The organism is Phycisphaerae bacterium (assembly GCA_018003015.1).
GTDB lineage: Bacteria > Planctomycetota > Phycisphaerae > UBA1845 > PWPN01 > JAGNEZ01.
In genome coordinates this window covers 20,354-45,726 of record JAGNEZ010000052.1, presented here as the reverse complement: position 1 = coordinate 45,726, position 25,373 = coordinate 20,354, and the positions used below count along the sequence as shown (strand labels likewise).

16 protein-coding genes and 1 tRNA gene are annotated in these 25,373 nt (G+C 64.1%); 11 read left to right on the top strand and 6 right to left on the bottom strand.

Annotated elements, in window-relative coordinates; all coding sequences use genetic code 11:
- The 8 genes from KA354_18850 to KA354_18815 form a co-directional block, all read left to right on the top strand.
- Positions 1–1,089 (top strand): hypothetical protein (locus KA354_18850; protein ID MBP7936706.1); only part of this gene is annotated, 1,089 nt, incomplete at its 5' end.
- Between the two features lie 239 nt (positions 1,090–1,328).
- Positions 1,329–2,969, top strand: a complete 1,641-nt coding sequence (locus tag KA354_18845; GenBank protein MBP7936705.1) for an arylsulfatase — start codon at positions 1,329–1,331, stop codon at positions 2,967–2,969.
- A gap of 309 nt (positions 2,970–3,278) precedes the next feature.
- Positions 3,279–4,754 (top strand): potassium/proton antiporter, encoded by a 1,476-nt coding sequence (locus KA354_18840; GenBank protein MBP7936704.1) that lies wholly within the window; start codon positions 3,279–3,281, stop codon positions 4,752–4,754.
- A gap of 319 nt (positions 4,755–5,073) precedes the next feature.
- Positions 5,074–5,853: a succinate dehydrogenase gene (locus tag KA354_18835; protein MBP7936703.1), complete on the top strand. Its 780-nt coding sequence runs from the start codon at positions 5,074–5,076 to the stop codon at positions 5,851–5,853.
- Positions 5,835–7,814, top strand: a complete 1,980-nt coding sequence (gene sdhA, locus KA354_18830) for a succinate dehydrogenase flavoprotein subunit (GenBank protein ID MBP7936702.1) — start codon at positions 5,835–5,837, stop codon at positions 7,812–7,814. Before KA354_18835 ends, sdhA begins: the two co-directional genes overlap by 19 nt.
- A gap of 64 nt (positions 7,815–7,878) precedes the next feature.
- Positions 7,879–8,640, top strand: coding sequence for a succinate dehydrogenase iron-sulfur subunit (sdhB, locus tag KA354_18825; protein ID MBP7936701.1), 762 nt, complete (start codon positions 7,879–7,881; stop codon positions 8,638–8,640).
- A 126-nt stretch (positions 8,641–8,766) separates the two neighbouring features.
- On the top strand, positions 8,767–10,347 hold the full coding sequence (locus tag KA354_18820) for a transglutaminase domain-containing protein (protein MBP7936700.1): 1,581 nt from the start codon (positions 8,767–8,769) through the stop codon (positions 10,345–10,347).
- Positions 10,348–10,532: 185 nt separating this feature from the next.
- Positions 10,533–12,737 (top strand): hypothetical protein, encoded by a 2,205-nt coding sequence (locus tag KA354_18815; GenBank protein ID MBP7936699.1) that lies wholly within the window; start codon positions 10,533–10,535, stop codon positions 12,735–12,737.
- Positions 12,738–12,764: 27 nt separating this feature from the next.
- On the opposite strand, the gene KA354_18810 is transcribed toward KA354_18815, so the two are convergent.
- The 5 genes from KA354_18810 to KA354_18790 all read right to left on the bottom strand — a co-directional run bounded on the left by KA354_18810 (position 12,765) and on the right by KA354_18790 (position 20,295).
- A complete protein-coding gene (locus KA354_18810) occupies positions 12,765–13,880 on the bottom strand; it encodes a galactose oxidase (protein ID MBP7936698.1) in 1,116 nt (371 codons plus the stop codon).
- A gap of 9 nt (positions 13,881–13,889) precedes the next feature.
- The gene (locus KA354_18805) at positions 13,890–14,111 is read right to left on the bottom strand and encodes a hypothetical protein (protein MBP7936697.1); all 222 of its coding nucleotides are present in this window, start codon (positions 14,109–14,111) and stop codon (positions 13,890–13,892) included.
- Positions 14,099–16,693, bottom strand: a complete 2,595-nt coding sequence (locus KA354_18800; GenBank protein ID MBP7936696.1) for a hypothetical protein — start codon at positions 16,691–16,693, stop codon at positions 14,099–14,101. The genes KA354_18805 and KA354_18800 overlap by 13 nt, the downstream gene beginning before the upstream one ends.
- Before the next feature lie 76 nt (positions 16,694–16,769).
- Positions 16,770–17,630 carry a prepilin-type N-terminal cleavage/methylation domain-containing protein gene (locus tag KA354_18795; protein ID MBP7936695.1) on the bottom strand — a complete coding sequence of 287 codons (861 nt, stop codon included), beginning with the start codon at positions 17,628–17,630 and terminating at the stop codon, positions 16,770–16,772.
- 487 nt (positions 17,631–18,117) lie between these two features.
- The gene (locus KA354_18790) at positions 18,118–20,295 is read right to left on the bottom strand and encodes a hypothetical protein (protein MBP7936694.1); all 2,178 of its coding nucleotides are present in this window, start codon (positions 20,293–20,295) and stop codon (positions 18,118–18,120) included.
- 150 nt (positions 20,296–20,445) lie between these two features.
- Between KA354_18790 and KA354_18785 the strand changes: the two genes are divergently transcribed.
- The 3 genes from KA354_18785 to KA354_18775 all read left to right on the top strand — a co-directional run bounded on the left by KA354_18785 (position 20,446) and on the right by KA354_18775 (position 23,264).
- A complete protein-coding gene (locus KA354_18785; GenBank protein MBP7936693.1) occupies positions 20,446–22,275 on the top strand; it encodes a hypothetical protein in 1,830 nt (609 codons plus the stop codon).
- Between the two features lie 8 nt (positions 22,276–22,283).
- Positions 22,284–23,006 (top strand): type 1 glutamine amidotransferase, encoded by a 723-nt coding sequence (locus tag KA354_18780; GenBank protein ID MBP7936692.1) that lies wholly within the window; start codon positions 22,284–22,286, stop codon positions 23,004–23,006.
- Positions 23,007–23,190: 184 nt separating this feature from the next.
- Positions 23,191–23,264: transfer RNA gene (locus tag KA354_18775), tRNA-Ile, on the top strand.
- 180 nt (positions 23,265–23,444) lie between these two features.
- Here KA354_18775 and KA354_18770 read toward each other — a convergent pair.
- Complete coding sequence (locus KA354_18770) at positions 23,445–25,040, bottom strand: hypothetical protein (GenBank protein MBP7936691.1); 1,596 nt, start codon at positions 25,038–25,040, stop codon at positions 23,445–23,447.
- Positions 25,041–25,373 lie beyond the last annotated feature (333 nt).

Sequence of the window (25,373 nt, the reverse complement as noted above, 5' to 3'; positions counted from 1 at the left end):
GTCCTGGCACAGGCAGCGGGGACGACGCCTGATCGGGTAGCGGTTCATACGCTGCATCAACACGATGCCCCGAGCGTGGACTTCGATATTGAGGAACTGCTAGCTCCCCGGGGTTTGAGCGGCAGCACGTTCGACGTGGCGTGGGCCCGGGCTGCGGTTGCTCGGGTTGGGGAGGTTGTGTCGAGGAGTCTTGGCCAGCCGCGACGGGTGACGCACCTGGGGCTCGGGCAGGCGAAGGTGGATCGCGTCGCGTCAAACCGGCGGGTCCTGGGTCCCGACGGGAAGGTTCTTTACGCACGCATGAGTGCCTGCACGGATCCGGTCGCCCGAGCTGCACCAGAGGGCACCGTCGATCCGGACGTCAAGTTGATCAGTTTCTGGGACGGCGATGTGCCGCTGGTGTCGATGACCTATTACGCAACTCACCCCCAGAGTTTCTATGGTCGAGGGTCGGTCAGTGCGGACTTCGTAGGCTTGGCGCGGGGGCTGCGGGAGGCGACGGTGCCGGAGGCGGCGCATGTGCATTTCAACGGGGCGGGGGGGAATTTGGCCGCCAGCAAGTACAACGACGGTGCCCCGAGCCGCCGGTTCGAGCTGGCCGGCCGGCTGGCGGACGGCATGGCTCGGGCATGGGACAGCATGAAGAAGCAGGCCATCGGCGCGCAGGATGTCGGTTGGCGGGTACTGCCGGTGAAGTTTCCGATCCGGAGAGATCTTCACGAAGCGAAGTGCCTGAGCGTCCTGGATAATCCGAACGAGAAACTGGTCGAACGAGTGGTGGTCGCCAGCGAGCTGATCTGGATTCGCCGGTGTGCCCGGGGTGATATGCTCGACCTCTCACGGCTGCGTCTGGGCAGCGCCGACGTGCTGCACATGCCTGGTGAGCTGTTCGTCGAGTACCAGCTCGCTGCTGCGGCCATGCGACCGGATCGGTTTGTCTGCATGGCGGCGTACGGTGACTGCACGGTGCAGTATGTCGGCACAGAGATCGCCTACTGTCAGGGCGGCTACGAGACCGGGCGATGGTCGCGTGTCGCCCCGGAGACTGAGCAGGTGCTGATGCCGGCCATGCGGACGCTGCTGGGGTGAGACTCACGCAGTGTCGGAGTGAGCAACACGGGACCTGTGAGGGGCCTGAGTCTAGGCGGCCTTGACCTGCTTGTGGCCCGCCTGACGATGTGCTTTGTTCCGCCTCGGGTCACAAACCGCAAAGCCGTCGGCACCGGGAGATCGAAAAATGGTCGGCGCCTTCGCACTGCGGTAGGATGTCTATGTTACTGGAAGAAATCGATCGAAGCGATCGCTCTCCCTTCTGCAGCGAGGCTGGCATGGCATCCAAGACACTACTCCCTGGTTGGTTTGCATATGCGGTGATCGCGGCGATGGCGATGCTGCCAACCTCCGAGGCTGGGGTGCTCGAGGCGGCCGCCGAGCAGGCCCCCCGACCGAACATCGTGCTCATCCTGGCCGATGACATGGGCTTCTCCGACATCGGCTGCTACGGCGGGGAAATCGCCACGCCGAATCTGGATCGGTTGGCGGAGGGTGGGTTGCGGCTGACCCAGCTGTACAACACGGGTCGATGCTGGCCGACGCGGGCGTGCCTGATGACCGGCTACTACGCCCAGCAGGTTAATCGCGACCCGGCGGGGCAGCGTCCCGCATGGGCGGCCCTCCTGCCCCAGCTCCTCAAGCCGGCCGGCTATCGCAGCTACCATTCGGGCAAATGGCACGTGGACGGCAAGGTGCTGAACGGCGGGTTCGACCGCTCCTACCACTTCGAGGACTGGAATCGCTACTTCACGCCCACGGCCCATTTCCTTGACGATCAGCAGGCTCCGCCGGTCAAGCCGGGCGACGGTTACTACGCCACGACCGTCTTCGCCCAGCGGGCCGTTGAGTTCCTTTCCGAACATGATGCCCAGCATCATGGTGAGCCGTTCTTCCTCTACTTGGCGTTCATCGCTCCGCACTTCCCGCTGCATGCCCTGCCTGCGGACATTGCCAGGTATCGCGACCGCTACATGGCGGGCTGGGAGGTCGTTCGCCGAGCCCGGTGGCAGAAGCTGCGCGCGGCCGGGATCGTGGACTGCGAACTGTCGGCCAGAGACCCGAGCTTCACGCCGCGCTATCTCAAGCCCACTCTCCTCAAGCAGATTGGCTCCGGCGAAGTGGAACGCGCGGTTGCGTGGGATTCGCTGACGCCCAAACAGCGGCGGCTGCAGGCCACGAAGATGGCTATCCATGCGGCCATGGTCGATCGGCTCGATCAGGAAGTTGGGCGGGTGCTCGAGCAGATCCGCAAGATGGGAACCTGGGGCAATACTCTGATCGTCTTTCTCTCGGACAATGGGGCGGACGCCACGCTGATGGTCCGGGGCGATGGGCATGATCGAGCGGCTGATCCCGGCTCGGCGGCCTCGTTTCTCTGCCTGGGGCCGGGCTGGGCCACCGTATCCAATGCCCCATTCCGCCGGCACAAGATCTGGGTTCACGAAGGGGGCATCTCCACGCCGGGGATCCTACATTGGCCGGCGGGGATCCGAACCGGTGGCCAACTGGGCCACTCGCCGGTGCACATCATCGACCTGGTGCCGACGTTTCTCGAACTGGCCGGAGTGACTCCGCCGCGGGAGTGGAACGGACTCGCCCGTCCGCCGTTGCCGGGCCGAAGCCTGACGCCGCTGTTCGCGCGGGATGTCACGATCCCGCACGAGTGCCTCTTCTGGAGCCACGAGGGGAACCGGGCCTTGCGAGTTGGCGACTGGAAGCTGGTTTCCGAATCGGACGGCGGAGGCGTCTGGGAGCTCTACGATCTAAAGGCTGACCGGATCGAATCGCACGATCTAGCCGCCGTCCAGCCCGAGCGCGTCCGAGAGATGTCTGCCCTCTGGGAGGGGCTCAATCGCGAGTACGAACAGCAGGCTGGGAACTCGCCGTCCCGGCCGGCTCAGAGTCAGCCGCGATAGTGTCGATCACAACGAGGCCCAGGGGTGTGCTGATGGCGGGTGGCCTCAGCGCTCGGCAACAAGCTCATGGAGAAGATCGAACACGTGCCTGGGCCCTGAAGGGGCACATCCGTGCTCAGTGCAACGTGTATTGGCCGGAACAAGCCGATCTTTCTGGCGTTACCCTGGTGTCAATTGACCGCGAAAAGGGCGTGGTTCAGGCAAGAACGGCGTCCGGGGCCCCAGTGTGGAGCATACCGCCGTGTTGGGTTAAGCTGACCTGGCTGCGAGGGTCGGCAAACGACGGCCGAACGATTGCGGGCGGATGGTATGGCTGAAGACTCGATATTTCTTGGTGTGGCTGTTCTGCTCCTAGCCAGCGTACTGGCCAGCAAGGCGTCGGAACGTCTGGGGGTGCCGGCGCTCCTCATGTTCCTGTTGATCGGCATGTTGGCGGGTTCGGAAGGGCCGGGGGGGATCTACTTTGATGATGCCCGCACGGCCAAGTTCCTGGGCACCCTGGCGTTGGCCTACATCCTGTTCTCGGGCGGGTTGGACACCGATTGGCAAAGCGTCAGGCCGGTCTTCCGAACCGGCATGATCCTTGCCACTGCGGGCGTCTTCCTGACCGCCGTCCTGGTGGCCGCTTTTGCGGTCATGCGGTTGGGCTTCTCCTGGCTGGAAGGTCTGCTGCTGGGCTCGGTGATCTCCTCAACGGATGCTGCGGCCGTGTTCGCCATCCTGCGGTCGCGAAGCGTCAGCCTGAAGGGCCGGCTCAGACCGTTGTTGGAGCTTGAATCGGGCAGCAACGACCCGATGGCGGTGTTCCTGACCGCCACCATGGTGAGCCTCTTGCAGAATCCCAGCGCCCCTTGGTGGAGCGCGGTCCCAGCCTTCGTTCAGCAGATGCTCGTAGGAACGGCCGTGGGCCTGCTGTTCGGCAGGGGGATCATCTACCTGATCAACAAGATTCGGCTTGAGTACGAGGGCCTATACCCGGTCCTGACGCTCGCGTGCGTGCTGCTGGTTTTCGGGGCGGCCGACTTGCTGGGCGGCAACGGCTTTCTGGCAGTGTACCTGGCCGGGATCATCCTCGGAAACGGAGACTTCCTGCACAAGCGGAGCCTGATGCGGTTCCACGGCGGCCTGGCGTGGTTGATGCAGATCGCCATGTTCCTGACCCTGGGTCTCCTGGTTTTCCCCTCCCGCCTGATTCCCGTGATCGGATCCGGAGTGATGCTTTGCGGATTCCTCATGGTAGTTGCCAGGCCGGTGAGCGTCATGCTCTGCCTTGCAGGAAGTCGGCTGACGTGGCGCGAGAAACTATTGACTTCATGGGTCGGCCTGCGAGGGTCTGTCCCGATCGTCCTGGCGACGTTCCCCATGATGGCTGGCCTGTCAGGCGCGGACACGATCTTCAACCTGGTGTTCTTCGTGGTTATCACCTCTGTTCTTCTACAAGGCAAGTCCCTTCCGCTGGTTGCCAAATGGCTGGGGCTCGACAGGCCCCTTCAACGCAGGCCACGGACCCCCCTGGAACTCGAGCGAACGGAGGAAAGCGCCCGAGCGACCATGGCCGATGTCGTTGTCGGCCCCGACTCGGGTGCCGCGGGCAAACGGATCATCGAACTGGGGCTCCCGCGAGGCGCGCTGATCGTTCTGGTCAATCGAGACGGCGAGTACTTTGTGCCCAACGGCGGGACCGTTCTTCAGCCAAACGATGTGGCGGTGGTGCTCGGCGATCAGGATGCGATGAAAGCCGCCCAGCGGTTGTTCCACCTACAAGAGAACCCTGCGGCAGGTTGACCGTCGTTCGGGCCTGAACCCGCCACCCGAGGACCGGCGCGGCTCTCGGCCCCAAGAACGCTTGACGGCCTGCCCAGCCAACCGCCATCCGAAGGACAATCTGGCTGACATCGCATGAAGCCCGGGCCCTTCGCGATCTGACGCGATCCACACCCCACCGTATGCCAACGCACCAAGCCCTGTCCAACGATCGGATCGAGCTTCAGCCCCTGAGAGGCCGCCGGCAGGCCCTGGGGCGTGCATTGTGGCTTGTCGGAACGCCATCTATAATGCTCCGGTCACGATTCTCCGGCCCGTTCCGGCAGAGGAGCAGTTTCCGGTGGATACCACCAAGTCACAGACTCCCAATTTGAACGAATTTCTGCTCCGCAGGCTGCATTCGCTGACCGGCGTCGTCCCGATCGGTACTTTCCTGGTGTTTCACCTGTGCGTCAATTCCATGATTGTGCTCAGCCGTGGGGGAGGGGACCGTTTCCAGGCCGCGGTGGACCGAATTCACGCCCTAGGCGTGTTCCTGGTCCCGGCGGAGATTCTGTTCATCTTCCTGCCCCTGGCATTCCACGCCGCACTGGGCGTCATGATCTGGCGAGAGAGCAGACCCAACGTTCACCTCTATCCCTTCTGGTGCAACTGGCGATACACCCTGCAACGGATCACCGGACTCATCGTGCTGGTTTTCATCCTGGTGCACCTGTGGCACGTGCACTGGTTTGGCGAGATCGTTCCCGGAGGTGCCGGGGCCATGTTCGAGCCGGAACAGGCATCGGCCACGGCCGCCTGGGCGATTCAATATCACCGATGGTGGTCGATTCCGGTCTACTCGATTGGCATCATGGCCTCATGCTACCATTTCGGGACCGGCCTGTGGACGTTCCTGATCACCTGGGGCGTCACCGTGGGGCGGCAGGCGCAGTATCGAGCAGGCGTGGTCTGTGCGGTCATCGGCACGATTCTGGGTGTGATTGGGCTGATTGCCCAGATGGGGATGCTGGCTTACCCCAACGCCGCCCCCCGGCAGCCGGCCCCGGCGACCGCGATGGATGCGGCATGGAACCAGTCAGTTGAGGTTGGTCAACACGTATGGCAAAGCAACGGGTAGTCGTGGTTGGCGGCGGGCTGGCCGGCCTGGCCGCCACGATGAAACTGGCGGAGTTCGGCATCCAGGTCGACCTCCTCAGCTTGGTGCCGGTCAAGCGGTCGCACAGCGTCTGCGCCCAGGGCGGCATCAACGCGGTCAACCACGTGACCCGGGCGCTCGGCGATTCCGAGTACAAGCACTTCGATGATACCGTCTACGGTGGAGCATTTCTTCAGCACCAGCCACCGGTCAAGGAGATGTGCGACTGGGGTGAGCGGATCTGCGATCTCATGGACCGCATTGGGGTCATGTTCAACCGCACCCCGGAAGGGCACCGCGACCTTCGGCGATTCGGCGGCACGCTGTACAAGCGGACCGCCTTCGCGGGTGCGACGACCGGCCAGCAACTGCTCTACGCCCTGGACGAGCAGGTGCGCAGATGGACGGCCGAGGGGACCGTCACGCTGTACGAACCATGGGAGTTTCTCGGCCCGGTGATCGACGACCGGGGCTACTGCCGAGGCATCGTGGCCCAGGATCTGCGCTCGATGGAGATGCGAGCGTTCCGAGCCGATGCCGTGGTGCTGGCCACGGGCGGCTGCGGGGCGGTCTTTGGCAAGAGCACCAACTCGATTCTGTGCACTGGGGCGGCCGGCACCCGGGCCTTCAAGGCCGGTGCCCGCTACGCCAATCCGGAGTTCATCCAGGTCCACCCGACGGCCATCCCCGGGGCGGACAAGGACCGGCTGATGAGCGAGTCGGCCCGAGGAGAAGGCGGCCGAGTCTGGGTCCCGCGCAAGCCGGGCGACACCCGCGATCCGCGCGATATCCCCGCCCGCGAGCGCTGGTACTTCCTCGAAGAACGATACCCTCAGTACGGCAACCTCGTGCCACGCGACATCGCCACCCGCGAGATCTTCGATGTCTGCGTCAACCTCGGCCTGTCGGTCGTTCAGGGCGCCTACTGTGTCTATCTCGATGTGACCGAACTGCCGCCGACCTCGCTCAGGAAACTGGGCGGCATCATCGAGATCTACGAGAAGTTCCAGGGGGTTGATCCCCGAGTGGAGCCGATGCGGATCTTCCCTTCGGTGCACTACACCATGGGCGGCCTGTGGTGCGACTACGAGAAGAACGACCGGACCGGCGGACTGACCCAAGCTTCGCCGCGCAACCACATGACCAACATCCGGGGCCTGTTCGCGATTGGCGAAGCCGACTACCAATATCACGGAGCCAACCGCCTGGGGGCGAACTCCCTGCTGAGCTGCATCTTCTCAGGGTTGCTGGTCGCGCCCGGGATCGATACCTGGCTGCGCAGTCTGCCTGCGGGATCGGCCGCAGACCTGCCGACCTCGCTCTTTGACGCCGCCGTGGCCGAACACAAGACCCAGGAGGATCGACTCCGCAACAGCCGGGGCCAGGAGAACCCCTATACCCTCCACCGCGAACTCGGCCAAACCATGACGGCCAGTTGCACGGTCGTGCGGTACAACCGGACCATCGAGCAGACCCTGGCCAAGATCGACGAGCTGAACCATCGGTATCAGCATCTCGAACTGTCCGACGACGGCCAGTGGATGAACCAGAGCTTGAGCTTCGCCCGGGCACTGGGCGACATGCTGGTCCTCGCTCAGGTCATTGCTCGGTCCGCCTTGCTCCGGGACGAGAGTCGGGGTTCGCACTTCAAGCCGGATTGTCTCATCCCGCCGCCCAAGAGCGACGACCCGGATGAGATTCACACCGAGGCCCGCAGGTGGTGTGAGGCTTTCCGCCGGCAGAATGATCAGTGGCTCAAGACCACGATCGCCACCTATCGACCCGGCGGGACCACGCTTTCCTACGAAGCCGTGGATACGTCGTTGATCCCGCCGCGACCACGCACCTATGGCCTGGTCGGCGCGGAGGTGATCGAGCAGATGTGGCGGACCATGCAGCAGGAACAGAACAAACCCAGGGCGCGGGCCCATGACGCCAAGTGACGGTCCATGCGTCACGACCGCGGCCGGAAACCGAGGACCAGCGATCGATAGGCGGATAGCGAACATGGCTGAACGCAGAGTCAGGCTCAAGATCCGACGCCAGGATGGACCGGGCCAAGCCAGCTACTGGCAGGACTTCGACATTCCCTACGAAGCCCAGATGAACGTGATTTCCTGTCTGCAGCGCATCGCCGAGATCGGGCGAACGGCCCGAGGCGAGAAGGTGGCCCCCGTGGCTTGGGAGTGCAGTTGCCTCGAGGAGGTTTGCGGGGCATGCACCATGATCATCAACGGCCGGGTGCGCCAATCCTGCACCGCGTTGGTCGACAGACTCACCAAAGAAGAGGGCGAGGTCATCCGGCTCGAGCCGATGACCAAATTCCCCGTGGTCCGCGACCTGATCGTCGATCGCTCGCGCATGTTCGCCGACCTCACCAAAGTCAAGGCCTGGAATCCGGTGGACGGCTACTATGATCTGGGCCACCCCGCCCGGGTGTCACCCGAGGAACAGGAGATCGGCTACCCCCTCTCCCGGTGCATGAGCTGCGGCTGCTGCCTGGAGGCCTGCCCCCAGGTCGGCGAACCCTCGGGCTTCATCGGCCCGGCCGCAATCAATCAGGTGGCCCTGCACAACACCCACCCCACCAGCAAGGCGATCGCCCCCCAGCGGCTCGAGGTTCTCATGGGACCCGGCGGACTCAGCTCCTGCGGCAACGCCCAAAACTGCGTCAAGGTCTGTCCGAAGGAAATCCCCCTCACCGAATCCATCGCCCGCACCGGGCGGGCCATCACCGCCTACGCATGCCGCAAGTTCTTCGACCGGTGAGAAATGAACGCCGCCGTGGTATCCTGTTCACCCTCAGAAGAAGGGCGTCTGACCGCGGCCAGGAACCGAGGGTCGGCGACCCGGGACGTCCCGAACGAGATACGGCTCTTGTCGAAGGTAATCATCATGCAAACGATCTGGCGCATAGGCCTGCTTGTGTCGCTGTTGCCGAATGTCGTGCTCGCAGAGTCGAAGGCCGCTGAGCCGATATCCACCGACCGGCCCGCCGATCCGCTCAATCCACCCGTCGGTGTCTTCGCCGATGAGTGGTACACGGTCATGCTCAACGGGCACAAGTGCGGACAGATGCACATTCAGATGAAGCGTATCAAGGGGGCGGACACCGACATCATCCAGAGCTGGACGAAGATGAAGCTAAGCGTCCGCAGAGAATCGGTCGAGATCGGACTGGGCATCGATCAGAAAACACGGGAGACCATCGACGGGCGCCCAATCTCCTATTCCCAGACCCAGTATCTGGGCAAGAACCCGGTCACCACCAAGGCTACCTTCAAGGACGGTCAGGTATCGATCAGCCAGAGCCAGTTTGGCCAGGAATTGCCCACCAAGGTCCATGACCTTCCCCCCGGAGCCATGCTGGACTGGGCGGTCTACCGCGAGCAGTTCAAGCACGGCCTCAAGGCCGGTACCCGCTACGAGATCGGGATCTACGACCCCACCCTGTCGCCCACCAAACTGCTGCCCACCCGCGTCGAGATCATCGGGCCGGAGACCGTGGACCTGTTCGGCCGCAAGGTCGACGCCATCCGAACCCAGCAGAAGATACACATGCCGGGGACGTTCGGCCTGGGCGGCAGCGATCTGGAAACCGTCACCTGGGTCACCGAAAGCGGCGACGTCGTGCGGATGAAGATGACCGTCATGGACATCCCGATCGAACTGCTGGCTTGTTCGCGGGCGGTCGCCACCTCGGACAATGACCCGGCCGAATTGACTCTCAACATGCTCGTCAAGCTGAACCGGTCAATCGACCCGAAGGAAGTCCGCAAGATCACCTACCGGATCGGACTCAAACCGGGAACCGATGAGATCAAGATGCCCGACTTCCCGGAGACCAGCATCCAGAAAGTCACCGCCAAAGACGATGACAGCGTGACTTTGGTTGTCACGCGCCCGTCGGCCCACAGCGGTCCTAAAGCCACCTCCAAGCTCTCGGCGAGCGAGCGCGAGGACTACCTCTCGGCCAGTTCCTCCGTCAACTGGAAGGATGCGGAGGTCAGCAAGCTGGCCGACCAGGCCGCTGGCGACGAGGAGGATCCACGACAACTCGGCGAGAAGCTCACCCGATTCGTGAGCGAGCACATCAACAGCAAGAATCTCAGCGTCGGGTTCGCGACCGCCAGCGAGGTCGCCCGCAGCCGAGAAGGCGACTGCAGCGAGCACGGCATTCTCCTGGCCGCCCTGGGGCGAGCCAAGGGCATCCCCACCCGCGTGGTCACGGGGCTGGTCTACGCCGACGGGGGATTCGGTGGCCAGCAACACGTGCTGGTCGGCCACATGTGGAGCCAGTTCTGGATCGAAGGGGAGTGGGTGGATCTCGATGCCGCCCTTCGACAGACCGACGTCGATCCAAGCCACATCACCATGTCGGTCAGCGCCAACGGAGACGCCGGGCTCGCGGACATGGTCACCTCAACCTGGCTTAATCTCGGCCGACTGAGAATCGAGGTGATCGAGACGGAGTAGTATCCTGGCGACACGCTCCACTGGTCGCCCTACTGGAACCTCCGGACGCCGGCCCGCCAAGCCAAGCCGGCAGCCCTATTCCCCGGGACCTGGGCTCGTTGACGCTGACGCCCAATCATGGTACTGGTATCGCTACCATAGCCCTCCGTCTCGACAAAGCGGGGTGAGCTGCGAGGAGTTACAGTGTGAAGCAATATACTCCAGTCATAGCCATCGTCGGCATCATTCTGGCGGTCGTCTTGGTGGGGATGTTCACCGCCTCACCCCTGCAGTCGCCGGAAGCCAGGCTCTTCAAGCAGATCGATGCCCAGGTGGAGATCGCCAAGCGGATGTTGTGGGACTACAACCCTGCGGACATCCGGCTTGCGGCCATCCTGGGACCGTCGGCCAGCCAGCCCGCGGACGTCCCGACGGAGAAATGGCAGCAGACGCTCGCGGATCTGGAGCGAAACAGCTTCGACCAGTCCCTGCAGCAGCAGAAAGAGCGCGAGTCTGAATTGGGTAATTCCTATGCTCAATTGGCCGGCGTGTCTCCGCCCGACTCCGCCGAACCGGAGGGCGCTCAGGCCTACCAGACGCTTCAGGAAAGCCTGAACCGCAATGCCACCCTGCTTTCCGAGGCCCTCAAGATCGTCCAGGAAGCTCGCGGGCTGAGCGACGGAGAAGCCACCGGTGAGAATCACCCGACCGCGACGCGACTTGAGGCCATTCTGTGCTACCAGCAGGCCGACCTGAATCGCCGTCAGGCCGCCGTCCAGATCGCCCTGGCCGACCAAGCCCGTGAACAGTTCGACGCGAACGTCCTGGCCTGGAATCGACTTGAAGTGGAGGTGACCTCGATTGCCCGCGAACTCGGCCAGGAGCATGTTCTTGTCCATCTGGACGACACCGGCGTGCCGGCGTCGCAGACGGGGGCTGCACCGGCCGCCTCAGTCGACGAACCCGCCAAAGCCGTCGCGGGGCAACCCGCGGCCCAGCCGACCGCCGGCGCAAAGAAGAGCGGGCTCGGCAGTCTGATCAACAAGCTGCTCCATCGCAGCAAGAGGGACCAGGAGGCGCCCAAGCCGGCCACCGTCGAGGCCGCCAAGAAGGCCCCGGAGGCCGAGGTCGCCGAACAATCCGCAGAGAATACCCAGCCTCTGGACGCCCAGATCGCCAAGCTCACCGAACGGAAGGGCCAGGTGCAGGCGGCCATCGCCGCCGCTGAAAAGACTGTGGCGAAGCTGACTGAGCAGATCAAGGGCGTTCAGACGCGGCTGGCGGCCGCCCAGGCCCAGGCCTCGGAAGCCGAGCAGAAGATGTTCAAGCTGGAGGATGCGGGCGTGAAGTCGACCGACCCTGCAGCCCTGAACAACTTTGTCAAGGACTACAACGCCGCGTCGGCCGCCAACCGGGCAGCTTTCCGCGAGTCGACCATGCTGGCCCAGGGAGCCATCAAGGGAGCCAAGACGGACGCGGTACACGAGGACGACATCCTCAGCGCCCCGTTATCCGGGGATCAGGGCGCAGAGCGGGGCCTGGTTGCGCTCCAGAGTGATCTCAAGGCCGAACAAGGGCTGATCGAGTCGAACAACGTCCTGCTGAAGGAAATCCAAAGGCAGACCGCCGAGCTCAATCGCCGCCAGGACACACTGACCAAGCAACTCGCCCAGTTGAAGGCCGAGCAGGCCACCTTCGCGGAGCGGGCTGGCGAAGCGGCGAAGGCGGCGATCGCCGCCCTGCTCGAAGCCGAGCAGTTGGCCGCCAAGGGGATCGGATTGGCCGAGGGCGCTGGCCAACAGGCTGCTCGGCGGGCCAAGGCCGCGGCCGAGAACCGGATGCAGAACGCGGAGCGATTGAACCAGGATAATGCTCCGGAATCACGCAACCCACGCCTGACCCTGATCGCGGGCAACAAGTTCACCGCCGGCCACGCGATCGCCCTGGAGGGCGACATGGCCTATGTCGTAGCGATGACCCAGGCCCAGCGCGAAGAGAGCCTGCGACGGCACGCCCGACTGCTCGCGGTGCTTGAAACCCTCGGCGTCAAGCCCGAGGCCAGCTTGCTGCCCGAGGGGGCCAACGCCGCAGAGTTGCCCCAGGCGGTCGTCAAATCTGACGCCGCCGGCACGACTGCCGACGAGGCCCACGCCGCCGCGGTCAAGGCCGCTCGATCGGCCCTCGAAACCTACAACCAGGCGGACGACCCGCTCAAGCAGCTCTGGGTCCTGCATGCCAACCTCGGGGCGATCAACTACCTGCTGGCCAATCTGAGCACCGGCGACGAGGCCCAGCAGTACCTGGCCCAGGCTCGCCAGCAGTACCAGCGGGCGCTCAAAGGGCAGGAGGATCGCCCGGAAGCTCAGCCTTACAAGGAAGTGCTGGCAGGCATCGCCCCACCCGCGAAATGACGCCGCAGAACGTCGAGCCTCCTCCCGTCAGGGATTTGAGCGAGAGATACCTGTCATCGGCCTGATGGCCAGGACCGTCGCGGTCCGATGCCCGGGGCGATCTTCGCCCGTGGGAATAAGGATCGTCCTGCCGCTCAGGCTCGCCGAGGTCGTCACCGCAAGTGATGGCAAGCCCTGTGCGACCGCCCATCCATCTGCCCCGGTGTCGTAGACAAGGACTTCACGCCGGAAGCCCGGATGACCATTGCCCAGGGTAGCGCCCTGGGCGGCCAGTCGTCCGTCATCTCCGCCGAAGACCAGGATCTGACGATCGCCCCAGGCAACGACGGGGGCCGCAACCACCGCGTGAGGCAGGTCGGCGATGCGGCTCCATCCCTGTCCGGGGCGGTATCGGTAGGCGTCGGTCAGGTAGCGGCGTTCGGACAATCCGTCCTTCCCGGGCACCAGTTCGGCGCCACTGAAGACGTAGACCGCGCCATCCTGACCGACCACACAAGGGAAGATCCGGGCCGGGCCGGGCCAAGGCTCCAACTCGCGCCACCCGTCGCCGAGCCGATCCAGATCGAGAGCGAGGAAACGACGCATCGCCTGGGGGGCATCGGGGGCCGAACGCCCGCCGGCCACATAGACGGTGTCTCCGAGCCGGGTTCCCTCGAGATAGGCGGCCGGCCGGGACAGCGGCGGAAGGGTATCGAAGTGTACTCGCCCGTTCGCCAGGGTGAGCAGCCGGACCGTGTCGAAGTGCCGCTGGGCATCGCCGCCGCCGGCCAGCACCACGCCGCGTGGTGTCGTGATGGAGGCCCCGTAGGCCAACGGCGGCCCCAGGCGGCCCACCATTTCCCAGGCTCCCGCGCCCGGAGCCAGGGCGAAAACGCGGCCATCCCACTGCTTCACTCCCCCGATCCAGGGCGGCACCGAGAAGAACGTGCCTCCGGCCACAAGGAGGGTATTCCCGGCCAGGCCGGAATACGCTCCGCCGAGCCCCAGCGGCATCGGGGGCAGCATGCGGTATTCGAGACGAGGTGGTTCCACAAAGCGAAGCGACGGACGCCCACACCCCGCGCACACCGGCGCGAAGGTCAGCACGACACCGAGCAGGCCGCGAACCACGGCAACAGGCTCAAACAGGCGACTGAACCGCATCTCCCTGGTCTATCCCGTCACGACTTGCAGGGCAAGTCCCGCGCGCAGAGTCAGCTTGATCAGCATCCGGATCGACACGTCCGCGGAAGCATCCACCTTGGCCGGGTCCGAATCCTTCGCTGCCGGCCGTGCCGCGGGCAGCCAAAACGACGCCACCCCCGGGGACCAAACGCCGGGGGTGGCGTCAAGAGGCACTATGGCGTGCAGCTGCTTGAAGGTCAGTTCACGCACGCGGGATCGTAACTGTGGCCGGCTCCACTGTAGCACTCCTGGAACACGCCGAAGTCCGCCTGATCGACGTCGCCATCCTTGTCCACGTCGGCTCGCGTGCAACCCTGGATGGTCTGAGGAATCGCCGGCCCGCTGAAGCATTGGGCAAACCCGGCCAGATCGGTGTTGTCCACGTCCAAATCCTTGTCCCAATCGAAGGGGAACGGCTCGCTGAACTCGAAGATCCAGATCCAGCCTTCGGTCACGTTCTGAGTGGTGTCGCACACCACCATCTTCTTGCCGTTGTTGGAGAACTTGATGCTCGGATCGTGGAAGTTGATCTGGTAATCCGGGCGTGTCTCGCCCTCGCGGTAGAAGGAGACTTCCAACTGAGCCTCGCCGGTGACCGGATCGATCGACCAGAGCTGATCGAGGTTGTCATCGCCGACCCAGATGCGGCCATCTTTGGGGTTGACGCCCATCGAATCGAGATTGGCTAGCGTGACGCCGGTCACGGCGAGTTCACGCAGGAAGGTGCCGTCGGCCGCGAACTTGACGATCTTGCCGTTGTCGAAAGACACGTACATGACGATCTCGTTGCTGCGGGCCGGGTCGGGCCCGAAGGACATGCCGTCCATGTCGGAGGGGTATGCGCTGAGTGAGGACGTAGGCACAAGGAAGGTGCTGTAGCCCGTCAGGGGTGCTCCGGTGTAGAGCGCAGGCGGGAAGACGTACACGCCTTGCGGAGGGTTGTCGTCCACACCGCGATCGCCGATGATGATATCGCCCGGGCTGACGAGTGTGCTGGAGAAGCCCGGCGGCGCCGCGGCCACGGCGATCGGATCGTCGTCGCCGGAGCCGAGGAACGAGCTGATCACCGGCTCGACGATATAGGGTGCTCCACTGCTAGGGGAAACGACTCGGAACAGCGTGCCGGCGAAGTCATGCACCCACCAGAGGGTGCCATCCGGCGTGAAGGTCAAAGAAGAGGGGTTGGCAGCGCTGGCGATCTGCTCGCCGAGCTCATAGCTGTCATCGCTCTTGTGATTGATGCGATAGATGCCCCCGCCCGATCCTGGGGTGGTGCTGGCGGAGTTGTCCTTGGTGATGTAGATGGTGTCGTTATCGATCGGGTCGAACGCGGCGTCACCCGGATAATCGCCGTTGGCGAAGACCGCGGATGCCTTGGCGATGGTCGTGCCGACGGGCAAAACCACGCTGACCGCGGGCATGGTCAGATAGACCGAGGCGCAGGCCACGTTGTCCGTGGCCTGATGATCATCCAGTTGTAGCGTGAAGACGTAGCTGCCTTTGACCGGCAGGGTCACGGTGGTCACGGGCGCGGTCGGCGTGGCGATGGTCGCGGTCGCCGGCCCCCAGGCCTGCACCCACTGGTAGGTCAGCCCGGCGATTCCGCCGTCGCCGTTCGTGGAAGTGCTGCCATCGAGCACGGCCGTGGTGCTGCCCATGATCCCGCTGGGCGGGTCGGTCACGATGCGCACCGTTGGGGGGTGATTGGTTCCCGTGGCTTTCTTGAATATCCAGACGTAGCCTGGGGTGTAGGCATCGCTGACCGTGAACAGGCTTCCGTCGGCGTTGAACCGTAGCGAGGGGTCATTGAAATCGATGGTCGCGGGCACGGCCGCGCCGGTACGAGCGAACTTCAATTCCCGCTGGACGGTCTCGGTCGCTGGATCGATCGACCAGACCTCATCGAGGTCGTCGCTGGCCACCCAGATGCGGCCGGTGACGGGGTGAGTGGCAATCGCCGCCGGGTTGGGAGACGCCCCGGCGATCGACGCCTCTCGAAGGACGTTACCGCTGGGGTCGAGCTGCACGATCGTGCCGTTCGCGAACAGGGTATACAGGCTCGCCCCGTCGAGCGAGAAATCGAAGTCGTTGATGTTGATGTTATCGTAGGCCCCCAGCGTGGGAGTCGGGGCCATGTAGTTGATGAAGGCCAGCGGGTCGGTGGGCGTGCCCGGGTCGCCGGGTGTCGCGCTCGCGGTGTAGACGTAGAAGTCATTGGGAACGCTACCATCATCGTCCCGGCCGCGGTCGGCGATAATGATGTCGCCGGGCCTGGCTACCGCGCCGCTGAACGCCGCCGGAGCGGTTCCCAGAGCGATGGGATCATCGTCGGCCGCACCTCCGAACTGATCGATCGCGTGGTCAACCGTATAAGGCGATCCATTTCGTGGGGTGCGGATCGCGTACACGTCACCGGGGTAGTCCAGACAGGCGACCAGATCCCCGTTGCTGGCGAAGGCCAGACCGGACGGCCGGTCGAGTTGGGCGACCTGATCGCCCGGGACCATCGCCCCGCCGGGCAGGGTGTCTACGCGATAGACGCCGCCGCCCAAAGCGATGGTAGCGTCGACCGCTATGTACATCCGGCCACCGTCGGTCGGATCAAACGCGGTGTCGCCCGCGGAACTCGGCATGATCAGCAGCTGGTATGGATAGTATTCCCCCTGGTCAACGGAAACCTGCACAAGTTGTCCCTGCACCTGGCCGCCCATCGCCAACAACACCGCCAGGACACCGAGGGCCCCGGTCCGCGCAGAGCGATACCTCTTTTCCCCACAATTCGCGTTCATCATCCGTCCTCCTCGCTAGGTAGCTGTAAAGCCCCAGCTCCTGGTGCGTCCAGGAACCGGGATGCTCGTCAGATCGTCACTACTTGGCACGATACCGGGTGTGGCCATCCTCCGTGGTCTGCTCCAGATGCGGTTCATACACGGCAGCACTGGGGTTGTTCCAGCCGGTCGGTGGCCACTGCCAACTGGCCGTGTAGATGCGGGCCAGCTGCTTGGGCTTGGCGAAGACCACGTGGCCGTCCAGGAAACCGATATTAAGGCCGGCCTCCTTGTGGTTGTTCCGCAGGTCGGGAGCGTTGTTGGGATCCGTGTCGTCGGCGTCGATGAGCAGAATGGTGTCGAACGGCCGCTTGACCGTTCGATGGGTCTTGATGACGTGGCTGATGGTGACGTACTTGGTGTCGCTGACCTTGATGGGGACCAGCTTTCCGTCAATCAGGGTGTTGTCCGGGTAGCGGCAGACCCCGTCGTAGAAGCCCCAGACCTCATAGCTATGGCCTCCGCGGTTATCGGCCGCATCCGCTGCATTGTCATCAAGATCCGCCTGGTAGTTGGAGAGCGCCTCCTCGCCACCCCGAGGCGGCGGAACCACCTTGTCGGCGGGACTGTCGCGAACGATATTCTCGGTGCTGGGGCAGATCGCCACCCGGGGATCCCTCAAGTAGCGCGGGATGATGTGCAGCAGGCTATCGGTGCCGTTGTTGTAGTTGGCGGGGTTCCGGTTGAACATGTAGTTGCCGCCGCGGTCGCTGTCGGCATACTGGATGCACGCCATGTTCATCTGCCGGATGTTCTGAGAGCACACTCCGCGCCGGGCCTGCTCGCGGGCGATCGAGAGCGATGGGATCAGGATCGCGATCAGCAATGCGATGATCGCCACGACCACAAGGACCTCAATCAGGGTGAAAGCCGCTCTCCTGCATTCGCCATGACACGACATGATCGTTCTCCTTCAGATGATGCGTTCGTTCGAAGCTCTCGTCGCTCTCGAAGGCCCGCTTTGCGGTCCGAAACGACAGACTTGTCGATCGAAGCCGCATACTTGCAGGTCTTGTCGGCGACGCGCCCTCGAGCCAGACTTCGGATGAATCGGGACTTCTCCACTCTCACTCCGCCCTCCGCGGCCCTCAGCCGGGGTGGCGATCTCGATCACCGGCATTCCCGTCATCCACCTGGATCATAGTCTAAACGCACGTACCCGGGCCTGCTACAGAGAGACTGAAATGCGCCCTTGGGCTCGCGATGTGCCGCCACGAACGAACCAGGAACCATGGTCTCACAAAGGGCGCGCGCAAAAAACCCCCGCGAACTACGCTACGCGGGGGCCTTTCTCTTTTATCTCTGGCCCGCCATACGATCCCGTGCAGGCCTGGGGCCCGCACTTGGCGCAACTTATAAGTCCTAGTATATCGTCAGAATCCATCTTGTCAAGGAGGAGAATGGGGCTCAAGGCAGGCGAAATCGGCCGTGGCCCCCGAGCCTACAAAGCAACGCTGTAATACGCCGAAATCCGATTGATCCACGTCGCCATCGCGATCGAGGTCGGCCGTAGTGCAGAAACCCACCGCCGGAGTCTCGCCCGGGGCAGTCATGCAGTCTCCGAACAAGGCCCAGTCGTCTGGGTCGACGTCGGAATCCAGGTCGAAATCGCACGGATGGATCGCCGGGTCAACCAGCCAGGTCACCCCGCCCGGGTGATCCGTGATGATGCCATCCACCCCCAGGTCGATGAAGCGCTGGACGGCCGCCGTGTCGTTGACCGTCCAGACGAAAACCTGCATGCCGGCCTGGTGGATCATGGTCACGGTTGCATCGCTCACGCCACCTTGCTCCCAGGCGACGATCGACGCACCGGCGGCCTGCATCTGAGCGATTGAGCTGGCGGTGAGCGTGCCGCTCCCCAGGGCCCCCAGACGGATGGCGGGATTGAGGGCGTGAATCTGCGATAACAGGCTCCAGCTGAAGCTCTGGACGAGCACATCCTGCTGGATCCCGAGGGCACGCAACTGGGCCACGTAGGCTGCTGCCTTGCCGGATTTGGCTTCGATCAACGGGGTCACATCGGGGAGCATGGTCAGCAGGATCTCTTCGAAGGTGGGGACTCGCTCGCCGATGAAATCCGAGGAGAACCACGAGCCCGCATCCAACGCCTTGAGTTGGGCAAGGCTCAGGCTGGAGACTGAACCCGTGCCATCCGTCGTCCGGTCTACAGTGCTGTCATGCATGATGACCAGCTCACCGGTCGAGCAGGGCATCACGTCGAACTCGCCGAGGTGTGCACGGCCTGCCCGACACGCATTCTCGGCCGATAGCGTGTTCTCCGGTGCGATGATCGAGTTCCCGCGGTGCCCGATGGTGACCGGCCCGTGCCATCGCGGCCGATGCGGTGTTCGGCTGACGATCACGGCGGCATCGTCCAGGTAGCCGTCCAGATTGGTGCCAGACGGATCGACGGCATCGTAGGTGAAGACCACGCGATAGGCGCCCCGGGCCAGCGGTTCCTGATGGAAGAAGGGCGAGGGACGCTTGTTGGCCCGGACGCGGCCGGAGTCGTAGTGGCTCAGCAGGCCACCGGCGGTATCATAGACATCTACGGTGACCTTGGCCTGCCCGACATCCTGGAAGCTGTACAACCACGCCTCGGTGCGAAGGAAGAACCGGTTCGCGGAGTCGTTGAGAACTGTGCGATTGAGCCCGCAGTGGGGGAGAACGATCTCCTGACAGGCCACCGCCCGATTGGGATCGGTGTCCATACTCCGCTGTCCGCCGGCCAGCATCCGGCTACCCGATTTGGCCGGGACGCCGTCGAGCCCGGCCGGTCGAGCCCGGGGGTTTCCCGCGGTGACCGTCCACCCCTGCGTTCCAAGCTCGAAACTCGGATTAGCCAAGAGGTTGCGATCGAGCATGGGCGGCGACGGCCAGACGGTCGGCCGGAGGAACACCCAGGCATCGTCGATTCGACCATCGTTGTTGTTGCCGGCGGCCTTGGTGAACTCGGCCTCGAAGCGGATGAACCGCGTTCCTGAGGGCAGGGCGATGGTTGCCGATTCAAAGAGTGTCCAGGTGTCAGGGGCCTGGAGGCCCGAGGTGTAGGCCGCGGCCTTCACCGCCTGGCCATGGTCCAGAAAGTAGATGGTGAAGCGGACAGCGTCGGAATCGCCGGGGTAGCTGCTCAGGTACGCCCCGGCCTCCATCACCAGCAGATGGCTGTCGAGTTCGGCTTCGGTGAAGCCCCAGGTCAGCAGGTCGATATCCTGCTTCATCGCCGCGACCTGGCCAAGGCCCGAGGTGAAGCCACCCCCCATGCCGTAGTAATCCCCGCTGTGACCGGTGCCGCTCCCGTCCGTGCGGATCCCGCAGACATCGTAGCCAGAATTGAGCCACCCCTGAACGCCTCGGCCGGTCGTGTTATCGGTCTGGAGATCGTATTGCACGGTGGAGCCACTCTGGTAGACCGCCGCCGCGGCCGTGGAGTAATCCTCAAAGCTGGGATTGCTGAGCAGATTGGTGTGGTACAGACCGGCATGAGCGGCTGGTGATCCGAGGATCATGACCAGGCCGATAACCGCACTGCTCCCTGGGCCCCGAGCGTGGATCCGCAACATGAGGTTCGCCCTTCCCCTTTGCGGGACTGACTCCGCGACATACCTCTTTGGAGAATCTACGGTTCATGATACCCGGCCGGCTGGCCAGATACAAGGCGTGGCGAGAAAGCCGGGGTTGACGCCCGCGTTGATGGCCCGTATCACCGAAGCATGACCAAGCCAATGCTCACCTGCGGCCTAGCGGTGGCCGCTCTTCTGATCGTCGTGCCCGCGGCCCGGGCACACCCGCTGGGCAACGAGAGTGTCGTCCATTTCAGCATGCTGCATGTTCTGCCCGACCGGATCGAACTGGATTTCCTGCTCGACATCGCGGAGGGACCGTCGGTGATCGTGCGCCGCGACGAGATCGACGCTGACCGCGATGGCGAGGACACCGATGAGGAACTGAAGGCTTGGCTGGTTCGCAAGGCCGACCAGCTCGCTCCCCTGCTGGTCGCGAAACTCGACGGTCAACCGATCACGTTCAAGCCCATCCCCGAGGAAACCGACCCTGAAACCGGCCAGATCACCAATGCGACCCGCATCCTTCTCAAGCTGCCCGGCGTGGCGGGCATGCCCACGTATCGGCTTGTGGTCCGCTATTCCGGGCAGTTTCCTCAGCCGCTGACCACCGGAACACACGAACTCGCGTACGAGGACACTAGCTTTCCCGAGCGACTCGGCCTGATGCGCACTCTGCTCCGTCGCGAGACCTCGCCAGGTTCGGCCGGTGGCGAGTCGGGCGCGGCCGGTTCCGAGTCTGCGCGCAGCGACCCCACCGTCGCCGGACGGGCCGGGCCACGGGTCATCGTTCATCCGCCGCGGCCTCCATTCATGGATGAATGCCCGATGGATCCGCTGATCTACGAGCAGTACGACCCGGCCAAGATGCCACGGGAGAAGAAGACGCGGTTTCGATTCACCGTCGAGCCCGCCGGGGCGCTGAACACGGCGACGCAGGCGGTGACCGCGACCACCGCGTCCGTTTCGACCTCCGCCCCGGCCCTTGGGGCCGATCGAATCTCGTTCTACGTCACCAGCCTGAGTGATCCGCGCAACGACCCCGCCCAGCAAAGCAAGTACCAGCGTGACGCCGGCCGGCTGATCAAGCTGCTGCGCGAGCCCTGGGGCCTGACCGTGTTTCTCACCATCACCGCCCTGTGCTTCGGCTGGGGGGCCGCCCATGCCCTCATGCCCGGCCACGCCAAGACGCTGGTGGCCGCCTACCTCATCAGCCAGCGCGGCACCTGGTGGCATGCGGTGCTCCTGGCGGTGATCGTGACGATCACGCACACCGCTCTGGTCGTACTCCTCGGCGTGGTCATCTGGGCCTATCAGAAGACCCACCCCGACCTGGGACAGCAGCTCCAGCTCTGGCTGGGCACGATCGCCGGCCTGCTCATCGCCGGCATGGGGGCCATGCTCATCTGGCGGGCGTGGAGCGGTCGCAGCGGTCATCGCCATCACCATGATCATCACGACCATGGGCACGCCCACGATCCTGATCACCATCACCACCAGGAGCACCATTCCCTTGGTCACGAAAAGGCTTGCTCCGACAGCCACGGCCACGAGCACTCACCCGACCGTCCGCACCGCCACGGCGGCGATCCGGACCGGATCACCGTTCGACTGCTGCTCCTCCTGGGTATCACCGGCGGCATCGTGCCCTGCCCGACCGCGACGATCATCATGTTCCTGGGCATCGGCACGAACGTGATCCTGGGGGCCCTGTACGCCGTCGGGATCTTCAGTCTGGGTCTAGCTCTGACGCTGATGGCAATCGGATTCCTGGCCCTCTACAGCCGCCGGTATGCTTCGCGGCTCCTGTCCGAGTCCCGGCATGAGGATCGCTTATCTCCGCTCGGGCAGCGGCTTCTGCTGCAGCTTCTGCCGGCGGCCAGCGGACTGGTTGTGGTCACGCTGGGCCTGGCCATCACCGCTCACTACTTCTACTATATGCGCACCGGGCTCTCGCTGTTCGGCTGGATACAGTGGTAGTACGTTCTATGTTTCATATCGGTATTCTGCAGCACTTCTGGTGCGAGCCTGCGGTCGAGTTCGAGTCCGCCCTGCTGGACGCCGGGCACCTGATCACCACCGTGAACCTCTATAAGGGAGAACCGGTGCCTTCGCCGGACGCGTTCGACGGCTGGCTGGTCATGGGCGGACCGATGAACGTCGACGAGACCGACCAGCACGCGTTCCTGGCCCCGGAGCGACGACTATTGGCCGAACTCATCGCCCGGGACCGCCCGGTGATGGGCATCTGCCTCGGCTCCCAGCTCATCGCCCGGGCCGCCGGGGCCAGGGTTTACCCCAGACGTCCCAAGGAGATCGGCCTGTTCCAGGTGACCCCGGCGCCGGCCGCCGCCCGCGATCCGCTGTTCAGTCTGCTGGCCGGTCCCACCGAGGTCTTCCAGTGGCACGGGGACACCTTTGATTTGCCTGGGGGGGCAACGCTGCTGGCCAGCTCGAAGCGGTTTCCGCATCAGGCGTTTCGCCTCGGCCGGCGGGTCTACGCCATCCAGTTCCATATCGAGTGCAACCTGACCATCGCCCGGCAGTGGGTCCAGACCGGGGCGGCCGAACTGGCCGAGCAGGCCCCGGAAGACGACTTCGCCCAGTACGAAGCCCGGCTGGAGGGGGCCCTGGCCCGCCAGAATGCCCTGGCTCGGCAGTTCATCGGGCGATGGACGAGCCTGTTCGACAGACCGGGCGAATCCGTCTAACCCCTGGTTCGGCAGTGGATTACAGATGGTCGAGACGCCGCGGTTCGACTTGGAGCGTTGCCCGGCGGTGCAGTTGACACCCCGCGATTGGCGATTACACTAATAGATTCAGGCCAAAGTGTCGGCTGACCAGCAGACGGCCGCCGGTTTCGCGATCGGGCGGCTTTTTTGTCGGCCTCTTGGCGGGCTCGTAGCTCAGTTGGTTAGAGCGCGTCCCTGATAAGGACGAGGTCAGAGGTTCGAATCCTCTCGGGCCCATAGAGGTATTTTGTCACCACCTGCCACTAACGGACATCCGGGGACAACGCCTGCCTTTTCAAGGTCTTGCATCCGATCCGCAAATTGGCTTCGTGCTGGACGCCCGGCATGGCGACGGTTACGCCGGCGACGATGCCCCGACGGATCCTGTCCCTTGGCCAAGCGGCCCGAGGACCAGCGTTATGGGCAGCCGGTGGACGGGATCGTCGGGCCGGTCCAGCAGACCGCGAACGCGCTGAAATCTTCCCCGGTGATGGCGCCACGCTGGCCGGCCCGATCGAAGCATCGGCACTGCGTCGACAACGAATCACCGGGTGTCGAGCCGGTGAAGCACGTCTGGAAGACGCCGAAGTCCGCCTGGTCCACGTCCGAATCGCCGTCCGCGTCGGCCCACGGGCTGTTGCACGCCCTGGCGATCGTCACGTCCAGACCGGTCAGGTCACCCCCGAACCACGCGTTGGGGCCGTAGTTGACGACGAAGTCGAGTTTGTCGCCGGCCGCGACGGTGAGGACCTCGTTGTAGGCCACATGATTGGACGTGCCGCTGGCGGCAATGCCCAGAGGGGCGTAGCCGTAGTTGCCGTCGATGACCCCGTCAAGCAGGGATGTGCCGACGTAAACGGGACCGTCGTTCATGGTGCCGTTGAGCAGAATATGGACGTCGGTGGTGGTTTCCTCGCACCCGTAGAAGAGGGCGTCGACCGTGACGGTCATGTCGGCGGGCGCTGTCCAGCGGATCATCGGTGCGTAGGATCCGCCGTAGGCGGCGGGGTGCAGCATGACCTTATGCGGCGCCCACCACTGGAAGGGGCCGCCCTGGGGCACATCGCTGTTCGTGTAGAACACGCAGCCGGCGTTCAGGTCTCCACCGGGGTTGCCCCAGTAACCGATCTGCCCGTTGCTGCCCGGCCAGTCGTAATACGCCGGCCAGGTGTAGGATCCGTCGGGATAGACCGCAGGATCGAACGAATCCGCCAGATAGACGCCATAAGTCCATTGCCGGTGCGGATTGGCTCCCTTCGCGAAATCCCTGTCCAGGACCCAGTCGGTCACGGTAAGGTCGGCCAGCTTGGTGATGGTCACATCGAGGCCAGTCAAGTCGCCGGCATAGCCGTTGCCGCCGTACCCGCAAACAAAGTCGAGTTCGTCTCCGGCCACGAGATCGAGGACGGCGTTGTAGCCCACACTGTTCGACGTACCGGTGGCGGGGATCCCCAGGGGAGCATAGCCATAATTGCCGTCGATGACGCCGTCGAGCAGGTGGGTACCGGTGTAGCTGGGACCGTCGTACATGGTCCCGTTCAGCAGGATATGAACGTCGGTTGTGGCGTTCTCACACCCGTAGAACAGGGCGTCGACCGAAACCCTCATATCCGCGGGTGCCGTCCAGCGGATCACGGGGGCATATCCCCCGCCCAAGGCCGCGGGGTGGAGCATGACCTTTCGCGGCGCCCACCACTGTACTGGGCCGCCCAGGGGCGTGTCACTGTTGGTGTAGAACACAGCGCCGGCCCCGAGGTCACCGCCGGGATTGCCCCAGTAGCCAATCTGGGCCTCGCTGCCCGGAGAATCGTAATACGCCGGCCAGGTGTACCACCCGTCGGGATAGGAAGGGTTCAGTGCGTCCTCGAGATAGACGCCATAAGTCCATGCCCCGTTCGGGTTGGTTCCTTTGGAGAAGTCCCTGTCCAAGACCCAGTCGGTCGCGACGGCCGGCGAGGCTGGGCCGGCGACCAGAACCAAGGTTACGAGCACCATCAGTGCAGGCTTTCTCACGATCAAGCTCCTTTCTCTCACATTGCAGGAATCGGAGACACAGGCTTTCTCGGCTCAGACTGACGGATGGGGATGAGACATTTGCGCGAACGACACTCCTTCTCGCGGTCTTCCCTCCGAGACTCTGATGAGAGGCAAGCCCATGCGGCCGACCTCCGGCCCGGACTCGTACTCCTTCGCCACGACGCGACTTATCAACCAACTTGCGAACTGGCCTCCCGCCACCCGGATCGCAGGGGAGCGGATCTGGATCCGATATCCGAGGGAGCAATAGGTGGTAAGACATCTTACAACACGCCGGGCCTGTTGTCCAGGAAAAACAGGGTGATTGGA